Annotated in this window: 15 protein-coding genes; 9 read left to right on the top strand and 6 right to left on the bottom strand. The window is 62.2% G+C overall.

Annotated elements, in window-relative coordinates:
• Window positions 1-28: 28 nt before the first annotated feature.
• Genes RS694_RS16955 through RS694_RS16945 form a run of 3 tightly spaced genes read right to left on the bottom strand, consistent with a single transcriptional unit; the run spans window position 29 to window position 3,743 of the window.
• Window positions 29-1,867, bottom strand: a complete 1,839-nt coding sequence (locus RS694_RS16955) for a M61 family metallopeptidase (protein WP_029708511.1) — start codon at window positions 1,865-1,867, stop codon at window positions 29-31.
• Window positions 1,864-2,586, bottom strand: a complete 723-nt coding sequence (locus RS694_RS16950) for a DsbC family protein (RefSeq protein WP_029708510.1) — start codon at window positions 2,584-2,586, stop codon at window positions 1,864-1,866. The genes RS694_RS16955 and RS694_RS16950 overlap by 4 nt, the downstream gene beginning before the upstream one ends.
• Complete coding sequence (locus RS694_RS16945; RefSeq protein ID WP_051391976.1) at window positions 2,583-3,743, bottom strand: FAD-dependent monooxygenase; 1,161 nt, start codon at window positions 3,741-3,743, stop codon at window positions 2,583-2,585. The genes RS694_RS16950 and RS694_RS16945 overlap by 4 nt, the downstream gene beginning before the upstream one ends.
• A gap of 70 nt (window positions 3,744-3,813) precedes the next feature.
• Between RS694_RS16945 and RS694_RS16940 the strand changes: the two genes are divergently transcribed.
• Window positions 3,814-4,710 carry an MOSC domain-containing protein gene (locus RS694_RS16940; protein WP_029708508.1) on the top strand — a complete coding sequence of 299 codons (897 nt, stop codon included), beginning with the start codon at window positions 3,814-3,816 and terminating at the stop codon, window positions 4,708-4,710.
• Window positions 4,711-4,724: 14 nt separating this feature from the next.
• On the opposite strand, the gene RS694_RS16935 is transcribed toward RS694_RS16940, so the two are convergent.
• Both RS694_RS16935 and RS694_RS16930 read right to left on the bottom strand, forming a co-directional pair.
• Window positions 4,725-6,542: a sensor domain-containing diguanylate cyclase gene (locus RS694_RS16935; RefSeq protein WP_081708662.1), complete on the bottom strand. Its 1,818-nt coding sequence runs from the start codon at window positions 6,540-6,542 to the stop codon at window positions 4,725-4,727.
• Window positions 6,539-8,296: a sensor domain-containing diguanylate cyclase gene (locus RS694_RS16930; RefSeq protein WP_029708506.1), complete on the bottom strand. Its 1,758-nt coding sequence runs from the start codon at window positions 8,294-8,296 to the stop codon at window positions 6,539-6,541. Before RS694_RS16930 ends, RS694_RS16935 begins: the two co-directional genes overlap by 4 nt.
• Before the next feature lie 31 nt (window positions 8,297-8,327).
• Between RS694_RS16930 and ychF the strand changes: the two genes are divergently transcribed.
• Window positions 8,328-9,419 (top strand): redox-regulated ATPase YchF, encoded by a 1,092-nt coding sequence (gene ychF, locus RS694_RS16925; protein ID WP_029708505.1) that lies wholly within the window; start codon window positions 8,328-8,330, stop codon window positions 9,417-9,419.
• A 19-nt stretch (window positions 9,420-9,438) separates the two neighbouring features.
• Window positions 9,439-10,335 carry a DMT family transporter gene (locus tag RS694_RS16920; protein ID WP_029708504.1) on the top strand — a complete coding sequence of 299 codons (897 nt, stop codon included), beginning with the start codon at window positions 9,439-9,441 and terminating at the stop codon, window positions 10,333-10,335.
• Between the two features lie 320 nt (window positions 10,336-10,655).
• On the opposite strand, the gene RS694_RS16915 is transcribed toward RS694_RS16920, so the two are convergent.
• Complete coding sequence (locus RS694_RS16915; protein WP_029708503.1) at window positions 10,656-11,129, bottom strand: YqaA family protein; 474 nt, start codon at window positions 11,127-11,129, stop codon at window positions 10,656-10,658.
• A 111-nt stretch (window positions 11,130-11,240) separates the two neighbouring features.
• Between RS694_RS16915 and dusB the strand changes: the two genes are divergently transcribed.
• The 6 genes from dusB (at window position 11,241) to RS694_RS16885 (ending at window position 18,012) form a co-directional block, all read left to right on the top strand.
• Window positions 11,241-12,293, top strand: coding sequence for a tRNA dihydrouridine synthase DusB (gene dusB, locus RS694_RS16910; RefSeq protein WP_037247689.1), 1,053 nt, complete (start codon window positions 11,241-11,243; stop codon window positions 12,291-12,293).
• Window positions 12,290-12,526, top strand: coding sequence for a helix-turn-helix domain-containing protein (locus RS694_RS16905; RefSeq protein WP_029708501.1), 237 nt, complete (start codon window positions 12,290-12,292; stop codon window positions 12,524-12,526). The genes dusB and RS694_RS16905 overlap by 4 nt, the downstream gene beginning before the upstream one ends.
• Before the next feature lie 59 nt (window positions 12,527-12,585).
• On the top strand, window positions 12,586-14,196 hold the full coding sequence (purH, locus tag RS694_RS16900; protein WP_029708500.1) for a bifunctional phosphoribosylaminoimidazolecarboxamide formyltransferase/IMP cyclohydrolase: 1,611 nt from the start codon (window positions 12,586-12,588) through the stop codon (window positions 14,194-14,196).
• A 13-nt stretch (window positions 14,197-14,209) separates the two neighbouring features.
• Window positions 14,210-15,181 (top strand): Bug family tripartite tricarboxylate transporter substrate binding protein, encoded by a 972-nt coding sequence (locus RS694_RS16895; protein WP_029708499.1) that lies wholly within the window; start codon window positions 14,210-14,212, stop codon window positions 15,179-15,181.
• 638 nt (window positions 15,182-15,819) lie between these two features.
• Complete coding sequence (locus RS694_RS16890; protein WP_161631572.1) at window positions 15,820-16,533, top strand: substrate-binding periplasmic protein; 714 nt, start codon at window positions 15,820-15,822, stop codon at window positions 16,531-16,533.
• 567 nt (window positions 16,534-17,100) lie between these two features.
• Window positions 17,101-18,012, top strand: a complete 912-nt coding sequence (locus tag RS694_RS16885) for a transglutaminase-like domain-containing protein (RefSeq protein WP_338050589.1) — start codon at window positions 17,101-17,103, stop codon at window positions 18,010-18,012.
• Window positions 18,013-18,022: the final 10 nt, after the last annotated feature.

The raw sequence follows: 18,022 nt of genomic DNA, 5'->3' as shown, positions 1-18,022 counted from the left end.
AACGCGAACGGCCTGAAGCCGTAAAGCCTTAGTTGGTACCGTCCAACCACTTGCCTGCCGCGACACCGTCACGCACCGACAACCGCACGGCAGTGGAGGGTTTGGGCATGGCAAGGTTCAGCGTGAGCAGCCGCTTGTCCCGCACCACGATGGCTTTGACCGTCTTGGCCTTGCCGCTGTACAGCGTGAGCTCGTCCAGGGTTTGCAGACGCCAGGGGCCACGGGCAGTGCCACTGGGCATCTCCACCGCAATCCACTCGTCACCGCTGGCAAAACCGGCCTTCTCGGCCACACCACCGCGCAGCACCTGCTGAACAAAGACACCGCCGCTTTCCTTGACCCGCAGGCCCAATTGCTGCGCCACCTGGTCCGGCTCGCGGTGCACCTGCAGGCCGTGTTGCTCCAGCAGTTCGGCCAGCGGCAGCTCGGCGGTGCTGTGTACCCAGCGTGCCAGTTCTTTGGCGTAGGAGCGCCCGGCCAAGGTCTGCAGCACGGCCAGCAGGTCGGCCTCGGCCATGGGGCCGCCTGCGCAGCGCTGCCACAGCGCGCGCATTACATCATCCAGCGTGGTTTTGCCTTCCGCGCGCAGCGTGAGGTCCAGGCACATGGCCACCAGCGAACCCTTGGTGTAGTAGCTGACCGTTGCGTTGGCGGTGTTTTCGTCCTGGCGGTAGTACTTGACCCAGGCGTCAAAACTGGCCTGCGCGACCGTCTGCACCAGCCGCCCCGGTGTCTGTTGCACCTGGTTGATTGTCTTGGTGATGAGCTTGAGGTAGGTCGCGTGGTCTATGCGTTTGGCGCGGCGCAACAGCAGGTCATCGTAGTAGCTGGTAAAGCCCTCGAAGAACCACAACAGTTGGGTGTAGTTCTCCTGGGTGTAGTCGTAGCGCGCGAACTCGGCTGGGCGCAGGCGTTTGACGTTCCAGGTGTGGAAGTATTCGTGGCTGATCAGCCCCAGGAGCGTGGTGTAGCCCTCGGGCTGTTTGTGCGCGGTGGGGGCCAGCGTGGTGCGCGGAAGGCGCGGCAAGTCCTTGCGCGTACAGATCAGCGCGGTGGAGTTGCGGTGCTCCAGGCCGCCGTAGCCGTCGTGCACCGCGTTGAGCATGAAGACGTAATTTTTGAATGGAATCGGGCTCTGGCCCTTGTCCCGCTTGCGCAATCCGCTATCATTTTTGATGCTGTCGCCGTGCCAGAAGCGGATTTCCGCTTCACAGATGGCCTGGGTGTCGGCCAGCAGTTGTGCGCCGTCGAAGCTGGGCGGCGCGCCCGCCACGACAAAGCGGTGCGGTATGCCATAGGCCTCAAAACTGCCGCTCCAGAACGGCCCCATTTCCACCGGGCAGTCCACCAGCGTGTCGTAGTCGTCGGCGCTGTAGCTGCCAAAGCCTTTGCTATTGGTTCGCAGTGGCGTCAGGCCCGTGGCCACGCTCCAGTCGCTGGCACTGAGCACGGGCAGCAGTTCCATCTGGTGCGGCAGCGCCTCACAACCGATGGCGCGAAGGAACAGACTGGTGCCGTTGAAAAAACCGCGCGTGGCATCCAGCCAAGCGGTGCGCACCGAGTTGTCAAACGCGTAGACCTCGTACTGCACTTGCAGCGCCTGCCCAGGTTGGCAGTCGACCATCCAGGTGGCCTTGTCAGTTTGCTGGGCAGCCAGCGACCGTTTGCCCTGGTGGCACTGCAGTTTCTGCAGATTCTTGGAAAACTCGCGCACCAGGTAGCTGCCCGGAATCCACACCGGCAGGCGCAGCTCCTGCTGTGCCGCCGGGCTGGCCAGTGTCAGCGTGATGCGGAACAGGTGGGCGTGGAGGTCGGCGACTTCAACCCGGTAGTGGACCGCGGCTGAAGCTGCGGGGGCCCGACTCATGACTTGGCGTCGGCCAGGTGTTTCTCTACCTGCGTGCTGTCAATCGCGCCGGGCACACGGTTGCCGTTGACGAACAGCAGGGTGGGGGTGCCCGTGATCTTGTAGGTGCGGCCCAGCTCTACATTGCGGGCGAGGGCTGCGGTGTCACAGGTGGCGGCAGCGGCCGGGGCGGCCTGGTCGCGCAGCATCCAGTCTTGCCACGCCTGGCCCTTGTCCTTGGTGCACCAGATGGCCTTGGATTTTTCGGTCGAGTCGGCCCCCAGAATGGGGTAGAGGAACATGTAGATGGTCACGTTGTCGACCTTTTGCAGGTCGCGCTCAAAACGTTTGCAGTAGCCGCAGTTGGGGTCTTCAAACACAGCGATCTTGCGTGAGCCGTTTCCGCGCACGATGGTGAAGGCGTCCTTGAATGGCAGGGAATCGAACTTGATGGCGGTGAGTTTGTCCACCCGTTCTTCGGTCAGGTTGCGGCGCTGCTTGATGTCGATCAGGTTGCCCTGGAACAGGTAGTTGCCTTGCGCATCGGTGTAGTAAATCTCGGTGCCATTGACGCGCAACTCATAGATGCCGGCGATGGGGGTCTTGCTGATCTGGTCGATGGCCTTGAGCTGGGGCAGCCGTTCGGCGATGTTCTTGCGGATGACGGCTTCCTGGGCAAAAGCGCCCAGGCAAGTGGCCATCAGGGTCGCGGCCAACAGGGTACGGACTATTGATTTCATGGAGCGGTGCTTTCTTCGCGGTTCGGTGAGGGGGGCGGATTGGCGGTGGTGCCCATGGCACGGCGCGCCACCCAGTGTTTGATGAGCCCGCTGCGTTCAAACTGGTTCATGCCCCAGTTGCGCAGGGTTTGCAGGCTGGGGTGGGCATGGGCGAAGAGCTGTTGCAGCGCGTCGCCGGTGTTGCCCACCAGTGCCAAGTCGGCCTTGCGGGCACGTTCGTACTGGCGCAGCAGGCGGGTATCTCCCACGCTGCGCCAATAGGCACGGCCGTCCAGCAGGCGCACCAGCTCGGCCACGTCGGCCAGGCCCAGGTTCAGGCCCTGGCCGGCCAGCGGATGCACGGTGTGGGCGGCGTCACCCGCCAATACCCAAGCGCCCTGGGCGGACGTGCCGCTCCAGCGCCGGGCTTGGGCCTGCTGCAGCGGCCAGGTGTGGCGTTCGCTGGCGAGCGTGAGCGCACCCAGCGCGCCATGGCTGGCGGTTTGCAGGGTTTCGCAGAAAGTATCGGGGGACATGGCTTGTAATAAGGGTGCGCGTTCTGCAGAGACAGACCACACCAGCGCGCACAAGTTCCCCGCAGCGCCGTCCAAAGGCAAAAAAGCCAGCACTTCGCCCTGCGAAAACCACTGGCGTGCCACCTGGTCGTGTGGTTGTTCGCACTGCACACGGGCCGCCACAGCCCACTGGTCGTAGGGCGTGACATCAAAGTCCACGCCAAATTCTTCACGCGTGCGGCTGGCCCGGCCTTCGCAGACCACCGTCAGCGCCGCGGTCTGCGGTGTTTCCACCACCTCGATCAGCGGCTGGAAACGCACAGCCTCTGTCAGCAGCTTCTCCAGCACCGGCACATCGACGATCCAGTTCAGCGCGTCGACACCTTGCTCTGTGGCGGAGAACGCCACCTCGCCGCCCTCGTCACCATGCACCTGCATGGACACCACGGCGGTGGCGTGCGGCGCGTCGGGCCAGCAGCGCACCGCTTCAAGCAAGGTTTTGGAGGACTGGTTCAGCGCATAGGCCCGCACATCGGAGTGGCCGGCGGGATTACCGGGTGCGCTCACCAGTGCCACGCGCAAACGTTTGGACGCCAGATGCAGCGCCAGCGTGCGGCCCACAATGCCGGCGCCGCGGATACAGATGTCATAGGGTCTTGCCATGCGGCCATTGTAGAAGGCGGGGCACAATCCTGCGTGGGGCCAATCCCGCCCCCGTAACAAGGATAGAACGATGCCGCAAGACGTAGAGGCAATGGATGTACAGGCCACGGTGTCGCGGCTGTTTATTTACCCGGTGAAGTCCTGCGCCGGTATCCAGGTGCAGCAGGCGGTGTTGCAGGGCACCGGGCTGGAGTGGGACCGCGCCTGGATGGTGGTGGACGCCGATGGGATGTTTCTGTCACAGCGTGAATGTGCCCGCATGGTGCTGGTGCAGCCCGAAATCACGGCCGATGCACTGGTGCTGCGTGCGCCCGGCATGCAGGAGTTGGGCGTGGGTTTGCAGGCGCAGGGCGACCCGCGCAGCGTTCAGGTGTGGGATGACACGGTGCAGGCGCTGGACATGGGCGACGCCGCGGCCTTGTGGTTCAGCGACTTTTTGCGGTACTCCGGTTTGCGCCTGGTGCGGTTTGATCCGGCCGTGCGCCGCCTCTCCAGCCCCAAATGGACACAAGGGGTGGACGCGCCCAACCAGTTCAGCGACGGCTTTGCCGTGCTGGTCACCACTGAAACCGCCGTGGAGGAACTCAACACACGCCTGCAGCACGCGGACCAGGGCCCGGTGGGGGTGGAGCGTTTTCGCCCGAATGTGGTGCTGTCGGGGCTCGATGCGCATGACGAAGACCATCTCGATTTGCTCTCATTTCAGGAGCTGCCTGCGCAATCAGGGCAAGGGCTAGGGGCCGAAATGCGTCTGGTCAAACCCTGCGCACGTTGCCCCATTCCGAACATTGACCCCCACACCGCCGAGAGTAGCCCGGCGGTCAGTGATGCCCTGCAAACCTACCGCAGCGATGCGCGTCTGAACGGTGCCATCACCTTTGGCATGAATGCCATGGTGGTACAGGGCAGCGGTGCCGTGCTGCGTGTCGGCCAGGCCGTGGGTGGCAGCTACGCGTTTGCGGACTGAGGCTGAACGCTGCCTCAGGGCCCCAGCAGGCCAAGGCTCTGCGTGTCGTTGGGGCCAAATTCCGAAGCCGCCTGCAACGCCGCAGGCACGGTCATTTCGGGTTCCAGGAAGCGGATAGGGCGGCGTGTGCGTGGTGACATTTCGCTCATCAACGCGCCCAACTGGTCGAGGATGGTGCGTGGGTCGGGAATCATCTCGTTGAGCAGCACGCAGGTTACGTGGAAATGCAGCGTGACTTCGGGCTGCAGGCCGGGTAGCGGGATCAGGCCCGAAGCGATCAGGCGCACCATGCGCTCGTTGATGGTGTTGCGACTGGAGAGGCCCTCCAGCACCAGGCCAAAGCGTGCCGTATCCACGCGGCCCGCCGGGTCCACATCGCGCAGCACGCGGTGCAGCTTGACCACCGCGCGCAGCAGGCACTGCTCGGCCAGCGCATCGCCAAAGGCCTTGCGCAAGTTCTCGTGGTTGGTCACTTCGACCAGCACGATCGCGGCGGGCTCCTTGTCTTCCACTGCGCGGGTCAGGGCGGCCTCTACCTGCACCATGAACTGTTCCTTGTTGAGCAGGCCGGTCAGGGCATCCTGGGTGGGCAGCGCGTTGGCGCGGTCTTCCACTTCACGGCGCTCGCGCGTGCGCATGTTCAGGGCCTGCAGCAGCAGCGGCACCGAGAACGCCACACCGGCCAGCATGGCGTAGCGCGCCTCCCACAGCGTGGGCACAAGGCTGTACATCTGTGCTGCCAGATACAGCACGGCCAGGCTTTGCGGCAGGTAGGCCAGGAACAGCCATTTCCCGATCGTGTTGCCGCGGCGCCAGGTCGCAATGGCTGCGCCCAGCGCCAGCAGGGGACCGATTGCAAGGTAGGCGCCGTGGAGGTCGGCGGCCATGGTCCGTTCGGGTAGGAAGCTCAGACACGCCAGCGGAAGGCAGGCCCAACCAAACCAGGCCAGGCAACGTTCGAGAATCGGGAAGCGGTTTCGCAAGCCGCAGACATGGCGTACGAACAGCACTGTCACGCCCACGCCCAGCACCGGCAGCACCATGTACGAGTAGTTGGACCAGATCGGCGAGTCGGGCCACAGCCACTGGCCTGACAGCCCTGCAGCGCTGGTAATCACCACCACGATCAGGGCGGTGTAGGCGGCGTACCAGCCATGCGCCTTGTCCCCTGTCACGGCGTAATGGATGAGGCAGGAGCCCAACAGCATCAGCAGCGTGCCGACCATCGCGCCAATGGCCACGTATTCGACGCTGCGTTGTGCCTGCCGGGCCTCGGCACTGGCCAGGCGCAGCGGGATGCCGCTGTGTTTGTAATTGCGGATCTGCAGGTAAACGGTTTGCGTTGTCCCAGCAGGCAATTGCAGTTCAAAGTCGGGGTACAGCCCGGGATGTGCCCAGTCGTTGACGGCCACGGTGTCCCCGGCCTCCTGGCGCCGCCACCCCCCCTTGCCATCCGGCTGGTACAGCACCGCCTGGTCCAGGTGGGGCAGGGGAATGTGCAGGGTCCACGGGGAGGGGGCGTCGGCGTTGCGGTGCAGGCGCAGTTGCATCCACAGGGTGCTGTGGTCGTCCAGGGGCTGGATGGTGCTGGCGGGGTGGGGCACAAAGGCACCCCGCGCGCCACCGGCAATGGCATCGATGCCTGCGCTGGCCCCGATCTCCAGCAGGGTGGGAATGTCGCTCTGGATTTCAAATGCAGGTTGTCCGGCCTGCAAGACCTGTAGGTCGCCTTGCGCCGCAGGTGTCCCCGCGGTGGCGCACACCGACATGCCCCAAAGCACGGCCAGCCCGATACATCGCCACATGTGGGCGCAGAAGCGGGCGGCGCTCATGCCGGCACGGAGGCTGTGTCCAGCGCAGCAGCAAGGGTGGGGACGGGCTCCAGGAAGCGGATAGGGCGCCGCGTGCGTGGTGACATGCCCAACAGCACCGCTTCGAGTTCGGCCAGTGCGCTCTCGGGCGGCACAGGGTTGGTCTGTAGCAGCACACAGGCGGCCTGGAACTGCAGGGTCACCTCGGGCTCCAGCCCGGGCAGCGGGATCAGCCCCGAGGCAATCAGCTTGACGATGCGTTCGGTCACGGCCTCGCGTGTGGTGACGCCTTCCATGAGGATGGCAAAACTGTTGGCCCCCACGCGCCCGGCCGGGTCGACATCGCGCAGGATGCGCTGCAGCTTGACCACCGCGCGCAGCAGGCAGTGTTCGGCCGTGGTGCCGCCATACGTGGCGCGGATGTGGTCGTGGTTGACGATATGCACCCGCACCAGGGCCACGGGCTCGTGGCTGTCCAGCACCCGTTCGTAGGCGTCGTCCAGTTGTTTCTGGAACGCTTCGGTGGTCAGCAGGCCCGTCAGCGCATCCTGGGTGGGCAGGTGTTTGGCGCGCACCACCAGCTCCTTGCGGTCATGGGTGATCAGGCTCAGGGCATAGACCATGGACGGCACCGACAGAGCCACACCCAGTGAGGTCAGGTAGCGCATTTCCCACAGCGTGGGCACCAGACCGGCGGCCTCGGCCACCAGCCGCAGCAGACCCAGGAACTGGGGCAGATAGGCCAGCATCAGCCAGCGCCAGATGCTGGAGCCACCGCGCCAGCTCAGCAGCGTGACGACCAGCCCCACGGTGGTCACAAACAGCAGCACGATGGCGCCCACCCAGTCGGCGGTCACGCGGTCCAGCACGGCATAACTCAGCACCGAGGCAATCGCCGCCCAAGCCGTGCTGTCCAGGAACCGGTCGTAGCGGTGGTAGTGGGTGGACAGGGTATAGAGGTTGCGCATGAGCAGCAAGCTGCATCCCACGGCCACCACCGGCATCACGCTGTTGGCGTAGTCGGCCCATTCCGGCAGATGCACCCAGACGACGGCGTTGAGCACCCCATTGACCTGGGCGACCGTGGCCATGACCAGCAGGCCATACAGCGCGGCCCATCCGTCGGACAGATTGCGGTGTTCGATCAGGCGAATCAGCGACAACACCGACAGCGTCAGCAAGGCCCCCAGCATCAGGCCCAGTGCCAGCCACTCCGTCAGCCGTTCGGTTTGGCGCTCCGCCAGCGTGGCCAGCCGGATGGGCATGCTCAGGTGTTTGAAGTTGCGCACCTTGAGGTACACCTCCTGGGGCGGTCCGGCGGGAAGGTGCAGATCGAAGTCCGGGTACAGACCCCGCCTGTTCCAGGCAGTTTGCGCCAGGGTGTCGCCCGCCGATTGTTCGGTCCAGCCACCCTTACCATCGGGCTGGTACAGCGTGACCGCGTCGATAAAGGGTTGCGGGATATTCAGTGTCCAGGCGGCGTTGTCGCCGGAGGCCCGTGCCAGACGCAGGCGTACCCACAGGGTGACGTTGTTGCCAAGGCGGTGGCGCTTCAGGGCGGGGCCGGATTCAAACTTCTGGGGCATGCTCGAAGCGGTGGCGATGCTGGTGTTGGAACCGCCGTCCAGCCAGGTCGCCAGGTCGGAGGTGACCTCGAACGAGGTGTTGCCATCACCGAGCACGATGGTGTCTGCAGGCACCGGTGCCCATGCCCAGACCGGGGACGATCCCAGGCACAAAAGGGCCAGCAGCACGCGCACCAACAGGTATGGCATACACTTGTCTCCCCGTTTTCAGAGGTTTTTTATGAGTTTGAAGTGTGGCATTGTAGGCTTGCCCAACGTGGGGAAATCCACCCTGTTCAATGCCTTGACCAAGGCCGGCATCGCCGCCGAGAACTACCCGTTTTGCACCATCGAGCCCAATGTGGGCATCGTGGAATTGCCCGATCCGCGGCTGCAGCAACTTGCCGCGATCATCTCGCCCGAACGCATCGTGCCGGCCATCGTCGAGTTTGTCGACATCGCCGGTCTGGTGGCGGGTGCCAGCACGGGGGAAGGTCTGGGCAACAAGTTCCTCTCGCACATCCGCGAGACCGACGCCACCATCAATGTGGTGCGCTGCTTTGAAGATGACAACGTGATCCACGTGGCCGGCAAGGTCGACCCGATTGCTGACATCGAAGTGATCCAGACCGAGCTGTGCCTGGCCGACCTGGCCGCGGTGGAGAAAGCCCTGCACCGCGTGACCAAGCTGGCCCGCTCGGGCGACAAGGAATCCGCCAAGCTGGTGGCGATTCTGGAGAAGTGCCAGGCCGCACTCAACGAAGCCAAACCCGTGCGCACGCTGGACTTCACCAAGGAAGAGTTGCCGCTTTTGAAGCAGTTTTTCCTGATCACGGCCAAGCCCGCCATGTTTGTGGCCAACGTATCCGAAGACGGCTTTGAGAACAATCCGCTGCTGGACCGCCTGACAGCCTTTGCCGACGCGCAAAAGGCACCTGTCGTGGCGATCTGCGCCAAGATGGAAGCCGAGATGTCGGAGATGAGCGATGAAGACCGCCAGATGTTCCTGGAAGAACTGGGCCAGACCGAACCCGGGCTGAACCGCCTGATCCGCGCCGCCTTCAAGCTCTTGGGCCTGCAGACCTACTTCACCGCCGGTGTGAAGGAAGTGCGCGCCTGGACCATCCACGTGGGCGACACCGGGCCGCAGGCCGCGGGCGTGATCCACACCGACTTCGAGAAGGGCTACATCCGCGCCCAGACCATCGCGTTTGAAGACTTCATCGCCTTCAAGGGCGAGCAGGGTGCCAAGGACGCGGGCAAGATGCGCGCCGAAGGCAAGGAATACGTCGTCAAGGATGGCGACGTGATGAACTTCCTGTTCAGCTCTTAAAACGCCATCCCTCCGATCTGTGTCCTGGTCCTACGACTGGCTGGCCCTGGGGGCCGCAAGCTGCTGGGCCCTGACCAGCGTGCTGTCGGCGCCACAGGCGCGCCATCTGGGCGCGATTGCGTTCACGCGCTGGCGCATGCTGCTGGTGTTTTGCATGTTGCTGCCGGTGGTGCTGTTCACGGGCAGCTGGCACAGCATGACGCTGGCCCAGGCGGCGGTGCTGGCATTCAGCGGTCTGATCGGCATCTTTGTAGGCGATACGGCGCTGTTTGCCGCCATGAATCGCCTGGGGCCACGGCGCACCGGCGTGTTGTTCGCCACCCATGCGCTGTTCAGTGCACTCATGGGGTTTGCACTGCTCGACGAACGCATGGGCGCGCAAGCCATGCTGGGCGGTGCGTTGGTGGTCGGTGGTGTGATGACCGCAGTGGCCTGGGGCAGCCACAAGGATGAATCCCACGCCTGGGAGACTGTGCGCGGCCCGTGGCTGCTGGGTGTCGCTTTGGGCCTGCTGGCGGCTTTGTGTCAGGCGCTGGGTTCGCTGATTGCCAAGCCCGTCATGGTCACAGGGGTCGACCCGGTAGCCGCGACCGTGCTGCGCGTGGCGGCGACCAGCGTGGCCCACTTCGTATTGCTGTGGGTGGGCTTTGCGCCGGCCCGTGCGCAACAGGCGCCGACACACCGCGTGTTGTCGCTGGTGGCCCTGAGTGGGTTTATCGGCATGGGGCTGGGCATGAGCCTGATCTTGCTAGCCTTGCAGCACGGGGATGTGGGCATGGTGGGCATCCTGTCTTCCGTCTCACCGGTGCTGGTGTTGCCGCTGTTGTGGTGGCGTCTGGGCCGCGCGCCGGCACAAGGTGCCTGGCTGGGTGCGGGCTTGACCGTATTCGGAACTGTGCTTGTTTTAGTGCGTTAGGGCCTATTCACACCAATTTCCCGAGATGCGTTGCGGATCAAAAAGGCCATGCGCAAGGCGCGAAACGCAGCCGGGGTTGGCCCCCGGCAAGGCTTCGCAACGCCGCGCATGGCCTTTTTGGCCGCAACCCGAAGGGAACGTGGTTGAAACAGCGCCACCCGTTGTTGCACTCCTAGCCCAGACACCCGGTCTGGGCGTCGTCGCACGCCTAGATTGGCGCTGTTTTAACCCCGTTCGCACTCGGGAAATTGGTGTGAATAGGACCTGGCCCGCATCCAGATTGCGTGAGCAGCTATTGAATCAATAGCAAATGAAGCGCCTCACCAGAGTCGCAGCAGTCCCGTCAACGCTGCCGTCATGAGCACGTAGCGCGCAAATTTTCCGATCGCCATGTAGGCCAGACACGGCCAGAAGGGCAGGCGCAGCCAGCCGGCCACTGCACACAATGGATCGCCCACCAGCGGCAGCCAAGCCAATAAACAGGCCTTGGGCCCCAGGCGCTGTAACCACTCCAGTGCCCGGTTGTGGGTGGCGGAATGGCGGTAATGGTCCGCAGCCCGGTGGGCGCCCAGGCCCATCCACCAGCTCACCGCGCCCCCCAGCGTGTTGCCCGCAGTGGCGACCAGCACCACGGGCCAGAACAGTTCGGGGTTGAGTTCCACCAGCCCGAACACCACAGGCTCCGAGCCCAGCGGCAGCAGCGTGGCCGAAATGAACGACACCACAAACACCGTGCCCAGGCTGTATTGGGGCAGGGCGAGCAGATTGAGCAGGGTGTCCATCCAGGCAGGCATGGGGCGAGTGTAGGCGCGGCATTTCAATTGCTGAAATTTTGGGCAGTTAGAATGGGTCCCCTCGCGCGCACCCCGCCCCTTTTTCCACACCCTTGGCTCTACGGCAATTCCATGCACATCGGTCATTTCGCTTTGGCGAATTCACTGCTGGTCGCCCCCATGGCGGGGGTGACGGACCGGCCGTTTCGCCAGCTCTGTAAAAAGCTGGGTGCGGGCTATGCGGTCAGCGAAATGGTGACCTCGCGCAAGGATTTGTGGAACACGCTCAAGACTTCGCGCCGCGCCAACCACGACGGTGAACCCGGGCCCATTGCGGTGCAGATTGCCGGCACCGAGGCGGCCATGATGGCCGAGGCCGCGCTCTACAACATCGACCGCGGTGCACAGATCATCGACATCAACATGGGCTGCCCGGCCAAGAAGGTCTGCAACAAATGGGCTGGCTCTGCGCTGATGCAGGACGAGGCGCTGGCGCTGTCCATCGTCGAGGCGGTGGTGCAGGCCTGCGCGCCGCGCCATGTGCCGGTCACGCTCAAGATGCGCACCGGCTGGTGCCAGACCCATAAGAATGCCGTCACGCTGGCACGCGCTTTCGAGAATGCCGGTGTGCAGATGTTTGCGGTGCACGGCCGCACGCGCGAGCAGGGCTACAAGGGCCAGGCCGAGTACGACACCATTGCCGCCGTGAAAGCCGCCGTGCGTGTGCCCGTGGTGGCCAATGGCGACATCACCACGCCCGAAAAGGCGCGTGATGTGCTGGCCGCCACCGGCGCCGATGCCGTGATGATTGGCCGCGCGGCGCAGGGCAGGCCGTGGATCTTCCGCGAGATCGCCCACTTCCTGGCCACTGGCACGCACCTTGCACCACCGCTGGTGAGCGATGTCAAACGCCTGCTGGTGGAGCATCTGTACGACCACTACAGCCTGTACGACGAGTTCATTGGGGTGCGTTCGGCACGCAAACACATTGGCTGGTATGTACGTGAATTGCCCGGCGGGGAAGACTTCCGCCTGCAGATGAACTTGCTGGAAGACAGTGTGGCCCAGGTGGCTGCGGTGGAACGTTTTATGGATGGTTTGAACGAAAAAATGGACCGCATTCCCGCTGCTGGGCCTGCTGAGTTCGATACAAGGGGACAGGACATGATGGAACTGACAACATGAGCAAGAAGCACATCGAGGAATGTGTGCGCACCAGCCTGGAGGGCTACTTCAAGGACCTGCGCGGTACCGAGCCCGACGGCATGCATGAGATGTTTGTGCGGGCCGTTGAAAAACCGCTGCTCGAAGTGGTGATGGAACACGCCGAAAACAACCAGTCCAAAGCCGCCCAGTGGCTGGGCCTGAACCGCAACACCCTGCGCAAGAAGCTGCTCGAACACAAGCTGATCAGCTGAGCCGACACGCACACGGCGCCCTGTTGGTGCCCCCGTTTTTTACATTGGACTGAACTTTCATGAACGCACCCCAAACAGCACTTTTGTCAGTCTCTGACAAAACTGGCATCTTTGAACTCGCCCAGGCACTGCACGCGCAGGGCATCAAGCTGCTCTCCACCGGCGGCACGGCCAAGCTGCTGGCCGAGAAGGGCCTGCCCGTGACCGAAGTGGCTGAGATGACCGGCTTCCCCGAAATGCTGGACGGCCGCGTCAAGACGCTGCACCCGCGCGTGCACGGCGGCCTGTTGGCGCGCCGCGACGTTCCTGCACACATGGCGGCACTGAAAGAACACGCCATCAACACCATTGATTTTTTGGTGGTGAACCTGTATCCGTTTGAAGCGACCGTCGCCAAGGCTGGCTGCACGCTCGAAGACGCGATCGAAAACATCGACATCGGCGGCCCCGCCATGGTGCGCAGCGCGGCCAAGAACTGGAAAGACGTGGCCGTGCTGACCGATGCGTCGCAGTACGCCACGGTGATTGCCGAACTCAAGGAATCCGGCAAGGTGAGCGACAAGACCAAGCTGGGTCTGTCGATTGCCGCGTTCAACCGCATCAGCCAGTACGACGGCGCCATCAGCGACTATTTGTCTGCGATTCAAATTGGCGAGACCGTTCCCGCAGGCGACGCTGCACCCACACTGGACCTGTTCCCCGGCCAGAGCAACGGCCGCTTCGTCAAGGTGCAAGACCTGCGTTACGGCGAAAACAGCCACCAGCAGGCCGCGCTGTACCGCGACCTGTATCCCGCACCGGGCTCGCTGGTCACCGCCAAACAATTGCAAGGCAAGGAACTCAGCTACAACAACATTGCCGACGCCGATGCGGCCTGGGAATGTGTGAAGAGCTTTGACACACCGGCTTGTGTGATCGTCAAACATGCCAACCCCTGCGGCGTGGCGATTGGTGCCAACGCGCTGGAGGCCTACAGCAAGGCCTTCCAGACCGACCCTACATCCGCGTTCGGCGGCATCATCGCGCTGAACACCGAGCTGGACGAAGCGGCAGCCCAACAAATGTCCAAGCAGTTCGTTGAAGTGCTGATGGCCCCCAGCTTCACACCTGCCGCGCTGGAAGTCTTCAAGACCAAGGTCAATGTGCGCATCTTGCAGATCGACCTGCCAAAGGGCGGTAGCACCGCATGGGACAACGGCCGCAATGCGATGGACATGAAACGCATCGGCTCCGGCATCCTGCTGCAAACGGCCGACAACCACGAACTGGCTCTGTCCGATTTGAAAGTGGTGACTACCAAGCAACCCACGGCCGAAGAGCTGAATGACCTGCTGTTTGCCTGGACGGTCGCCAAGTATGTCAAGTCCAACGCCATCGTTTTCTGCAAGGGCGGCATGACTATGGGCGTGGGCGCTGGCCAGATGAGCCGCCTGGACTCGGCCCGTATTGCATCCATCAAGGCCGGTCACGCGAATTTGTCGCTGGCAGGCACCGTGGTCGCCAGCGACGCCTTCTTTCCCTTCCGCGACGGCCTGGACGTGGTGGTCGACCAGGGCGCCACCTGTGTCATCCAGCCCGGCGGCTCCATGCGCGACCAGGAAGTTATTGACGCGGCGAACGAGCACGGCGTGTCCATGGTGTTCAGCGGCGTGCGCCACTTCCGCCACTAAGAGGAGCAGAACCATGTTGGCTTCCAAAATTCTTTCCGCAGGCGTTGCGCTGTTGTTGGCGGCGTCGGGTGTCTGGGCGCAATCGTCCAACAAACCGATTCGCCTGATCGTTCCTTATCCGGCCGGTGGCCCGCTGGATATCACCGCGCGCGTTTTGGCGGAGATGGTCAAAGACAGCCTGGGCACGGTGGTGGTGGACAACCGCGCCGGTGCGGGCGGCAATATCGGTGCCGATGCGGTTGCCAAAGCCGCACCCGATGGCTACACCATTGGCATTGCCGCCACCGCGACCCATGCGGTGAATCCGTGGCTGTTTGCCAAGATGCCCTACAACGCCGCCACCGACTTTGCGGGCATTACCCAAATGGTGCGTGTGCCTAATGTGCTGGTCATGAATGCAGAGACCGCGCAGCGTCTGCATATCCAGACGCTGGCCGATCTGATTGCGTACGCCAAGGCGAACCCGAGCAAGCTCAACTACGGCAGTGGCGGCAATGGCAGCGCAGGCCATCTGGCCGGCGAAATGTTCAAGAAGGAAGCCGGCATCTTTGCGCTGCACATCCCGTACAACGGTGGCAACCCGGCGCAACTGGCCTTGCTGAGTGGGCAGGTGGACTACAACCTGGACAACCTGGCCACGGCCGCGCCCAACATCCGCTCCGGCAAACTCAAGGCCCTAGCGGTCACCTCCGCACAACGCAGCAGTGCGTTGCCCGACATCCCCGCCATCTCGGAAACGCTCAAAGGCTTTTCTATCGACACCTGGTGGGGACTGGTGGCACCTGCCGGTACGCCCAAAGAGCGTATTGCCGAGTTGAACCACGCCTTTGTGGCCGCGCTGCAGTCACCCGAAACCAAAACCCGCTTCGCCAATCTGCTGGCAGAGCCCACACCGACCACACCGGCTGCGTTTGACGCCCTGATGAAGGCAGAGCGCGCCAAGTACGAAGTTGTGGTGAAAGCCACGGGCGCGCGCGTGGATTAGTCGGCGGTTGGTACCGGAATGCAAGAGCCACCTTCGGGTGGCTTTTTTATGTCAAATCGGCCTGTAGCCCTTTTGGAATATGCGCGAGCAGCTATTATTTTGATAGTGGGTTGATCGGCTTGCAGTGTGTTGCGTGCCGGCGGGTGGGCGGTGCCGACGAAGCGACACCCGATCCACCGCCAACCCATCGACGATCTTGCTGTGTAAGAAGATGCTTTAAGAATCACCCGTATGGGGGATATGCAGGCCAAGTGATGACCGTCAGAATTGCGGCGGAAGCAGTCGTACGTCAACGTCGGTTTACGGGAGGTCAGTCTTTGTGCCAGTCAACGGGCATTCGTAGACGTCAAGTTGGCCGCGTTTGCAGTCGATAAATTTCGTCAGCGTTGTGGCGGGATGATCTACTCTCCGCATACGTTCACTTTGTGGCGGCAACAGCCATAAGTTGCGACAACTCACCATTCACTGTCGACTCTATACATCCGCGTTTGCAGGAGTACAGTCCAATACCAACTTGGTTGGATTACTGATTGGCGCTTGGCCTAAATGGATTTGGGTATGCAGAAGGGCGGTCGACTATGGCGGTGAATTTTCATTGGAGAGTAAGACGGATTTGGTGCGTAATCGCATTCGTCTTCTTGTCCGTCTTGGTTGAATCCTCTTGGGCGGATGATGAGAAGTTGAACATCGTCACGGAGGAGTGGGCTCCGTATAACTATAGTGAAAATGGTTCTCTGAAGGGATTTTCGGTAGACATTGCCAGGGCGATCGCCAAAGATCTAAAGGCCGACATCGAAATTCAAATTTTTCCGAGCATGCGCGCGAAGTTAATGCTGGAAGGCAACCCAAGAACCATGATGATCACGATGCTGAGAACCGCTGAACGTGAGGAAAAGTACAAATGGGTTGGCCCGCTGGTTGATAGCTCGATATATTTCTATAAAAAGAAAGGCGATCCTCTGGTAATTTCGACGCTCGAGGATGCGAAGAAAGTCCACTCAATTTGCACTCGACAAGCTGGATTGGTATTTGACCGTCTCGTGGCGGCCGGGTTTTCCAACCTCAACCCATCTGCAGCCAAAGGTTCGTCTATCTACAAAATGTTGATAAACGGCCGGTGCGACTTGGCTATTAGCGATTCACCTTTGGGTGTGATACATGTACTGAAGCAAATGAATTACTCGCTTGAAGCCGTGGTTCGAACTCCAGTTAAGTTTGTCGAATTACCGGCCTATATTGCTTGCAGCAAAGACATTCCTGATGCGGAAATCACGCGTTGGCAGAAGGCACTAGACAAAATTAAAGTTTCTGACGCCTATAAGGCCATGATCAGAGATATTTCCGATAAATAGCAGGTGACTTGGATTTCCCATCACCGCCCATAACGGGCATACGCTTTAACCAACTGGTTGCCAAAGTCCGCTCTGGCGCGGGTTGAACAACAATGTCTAGGCCCGCTGCCATTCTGAATCGGAAGTTTCAAATCCCGCTCCAATACGTTTCTGAAGGCGGGTGGTGTGGCTTGCAAACGCAGGCTCTATTCGCGGTTGCCACAGAGCAGGCTAGCCAGCCACGGTGTTAAGGCCGCAACGCCAGCAAGCCCCAAAAGCCAGCCAGCGCGCGTGAGCCGGATAGCACAAAATGCGCCGCCCTCCCTATGCGAGGTCTACGCCAGCAAGCCGGAAGTTAAGTACAAAATAGGCCTCTAGCCCGCATGGAAACTGCGCAATCAGCTACTACTTCGATAGCAACTTGAGCATACCGGTCGCTTCTTCAAACTCTCAAGTTTTCTAGCCTGCAGCATGGCAAGACCGGTGCGCCGCGTATCGGGGTGTTTGTGAAACAGACAACCCGGGTTGCACATTGCGGCCTACACTGGGGTTAACCCTGGGGCTTGTCCTGGTGGCTGGCCAGACCCCTTGCCGGCGCAGGTTGCCTCCACCTGCACCATGTACTTTCAGGCGCAACACCCGTCGGGCGAACACCCGCAGCCCCCTTTTCCGCGGCCGCTCACAGGCCTGCAGATCCGGGTGGGGTTTGAGATGGAGTACGAATGCCCCGCTCCGACGCCGATGATTCTGGCGTTGAACATCCATTACTCGCGCTCGGGCGACCTGGTCTATCCGGACCATCTGATGACGTATCCCTCGGTGCCGGTGACGGTCTACCGTGACTTGTTTGGCAACTGGTGTAGCCGCCTCGTTGCACCCCAGGGCAAGTTCGTGATGCGCGCTGATACGCGGGTCTACGACAGTGGTTTGCCCGATGTGGTGGCCTATGACGCCATGCAGGTGCCGGTGGAGTACCTGCCGGAGTCCACGCTGGTCTACCTGCTGGGCAGCCGGTATGTGGAGACCGATCAGCTGGCGGATATTGCCTGGTCGCACTTTGGCGGCGGCCCCACCGGCTGGGCGAGGGTGCAGGCGATTTGCGACTTTGTGCACCAACACATCACGTTTGGCTACCAGCACGCCCGACGCACACGCACCGCATGGGAGGCCTACCGCGAAGGCCAGGGCGTGTGCCGCGACTACGCCCACCTGGCGATTGCTTTTTGCCGCTGCATGAACATACCGGCGCGCTATTGCACCGGTTACCTGGGTGATATCCGCATCCCGCAGGTGCCCGCACCCATGGACTTTGCTGGCTGGTTCGAGGCCTACCTGGGGGACCGTTGGTACACCTTTGATGCGCGTAACAACACGCCCCGCATTGGCCGTGTACTCATGGCCAGGGGCCGCGATGCCTGCGATGTGGCACTGATCAGCACGTTTGGGCCCAACACCTTGAAGCGGTTTGAAGTGTGGGCAGATGAAGTGAACGCCCTCTGATGGCTGCATT

Origin of the sequence: Rhodoferax saidenbachensis (assembly GCF_001955715.1) — a bacterium.
GTDB classification, from domain to species: Bacteria; Pseudomonadota; Gammaproteobacteria; order Burkholderiales; family Burkholderiaceae_C; genus Allorhodoferax; species Allorhodoferax saidenbachensis.
The sequence above is the reverse complement of the archived record's forward strand: the minus strand, read 5'-3'. Positions and strand labels throughout refer to the sequence as shown.

Bases quoted from the DNA above. Each gene is read 5' to 3' on its own strand.
- RS694_RS16955 (WP_029708511.1), bottom strand. From the start codon at position 1,867: ATGAGTCGGGCCCCCGCAGCTTCAGCCGCGGTCCACTACCGGGTTGAA.
- RS694_RS16950 (WP_029708510.1), bottom strand. From the start codon at position 2,586: ATGAAATCAATAGTCCGTACCCTGTTGGCCGCGACCCTGATGGCCACT.
- RS694_RS16945 (WP_051391976.1), bottom strand. From the start codon at position 3,743: ATGGCAAGACCCTATGACATCTGTATCCGCGGCGCCGGCATTGTGGGC.
- RS694_RS16940 (WP_029708508.1), top strand. From the start codon at position 3,814: ATGCCGCAAGACGTAGAGGCAATGGATGTACAGGCCACGGTGTCGCGG.
- RS694_RS16935 (WP_081708662.1), bottom strand. From the start codon at position 6,542: ATGAGCGCCGCCCGCTTCTGCGCCCACATGTGGCGATGTATCGGGCTG.
- RS694_RS16930 (WP_029708506.1), bottom strand. From the start codon at position 8,296: ATGCCATACCTGTTGGTGCGCGTGCTGCTGGCCCTTTTGTGCCTGGGA.
- ychF (WP_029708505.1), top strand. From the start codon at position 8,328: ATGAGTTTGAAGTGTGGCATTGTAGGCTTGCCCAACGTGGGGAAATCC.
- RS694_RS16915 (WP_029708503.1), bottom strand. From the start codon at position 11,129: ATGCCTGCCTGGATGGACACCCTGCTCAATCTGCTCGCCCTGCCCCAA.
- dusB (WP_037247689.1), top strand. From the start codon at position 11,241: ATGCACATCGGTCATTTCGCTTTGGCGAATTCACTGCTGGTCGCCCCC.
- RS694_RS16905 (WP_029708501.1), top strand. From the start codon at position 12,290: ATGAGCAAGAAGCACATCGAGGAATGTGTGCGCACCAGCCTGGAGGGC.
- purH (WP_029708500.1), top strand. From the start codon at position 12,586: ATGAACGCACCCCAAACAGCACTTTTGTCAGTCTCTGACAAAACTGGC.
- RS694_RS16895 (WP_029708499.1), top strand. From the start codon at position 14,210: ATGTTGGCTTCCAAAATTCTTTCCGCAGGCGTTGCGCTGTTGTTGGCG.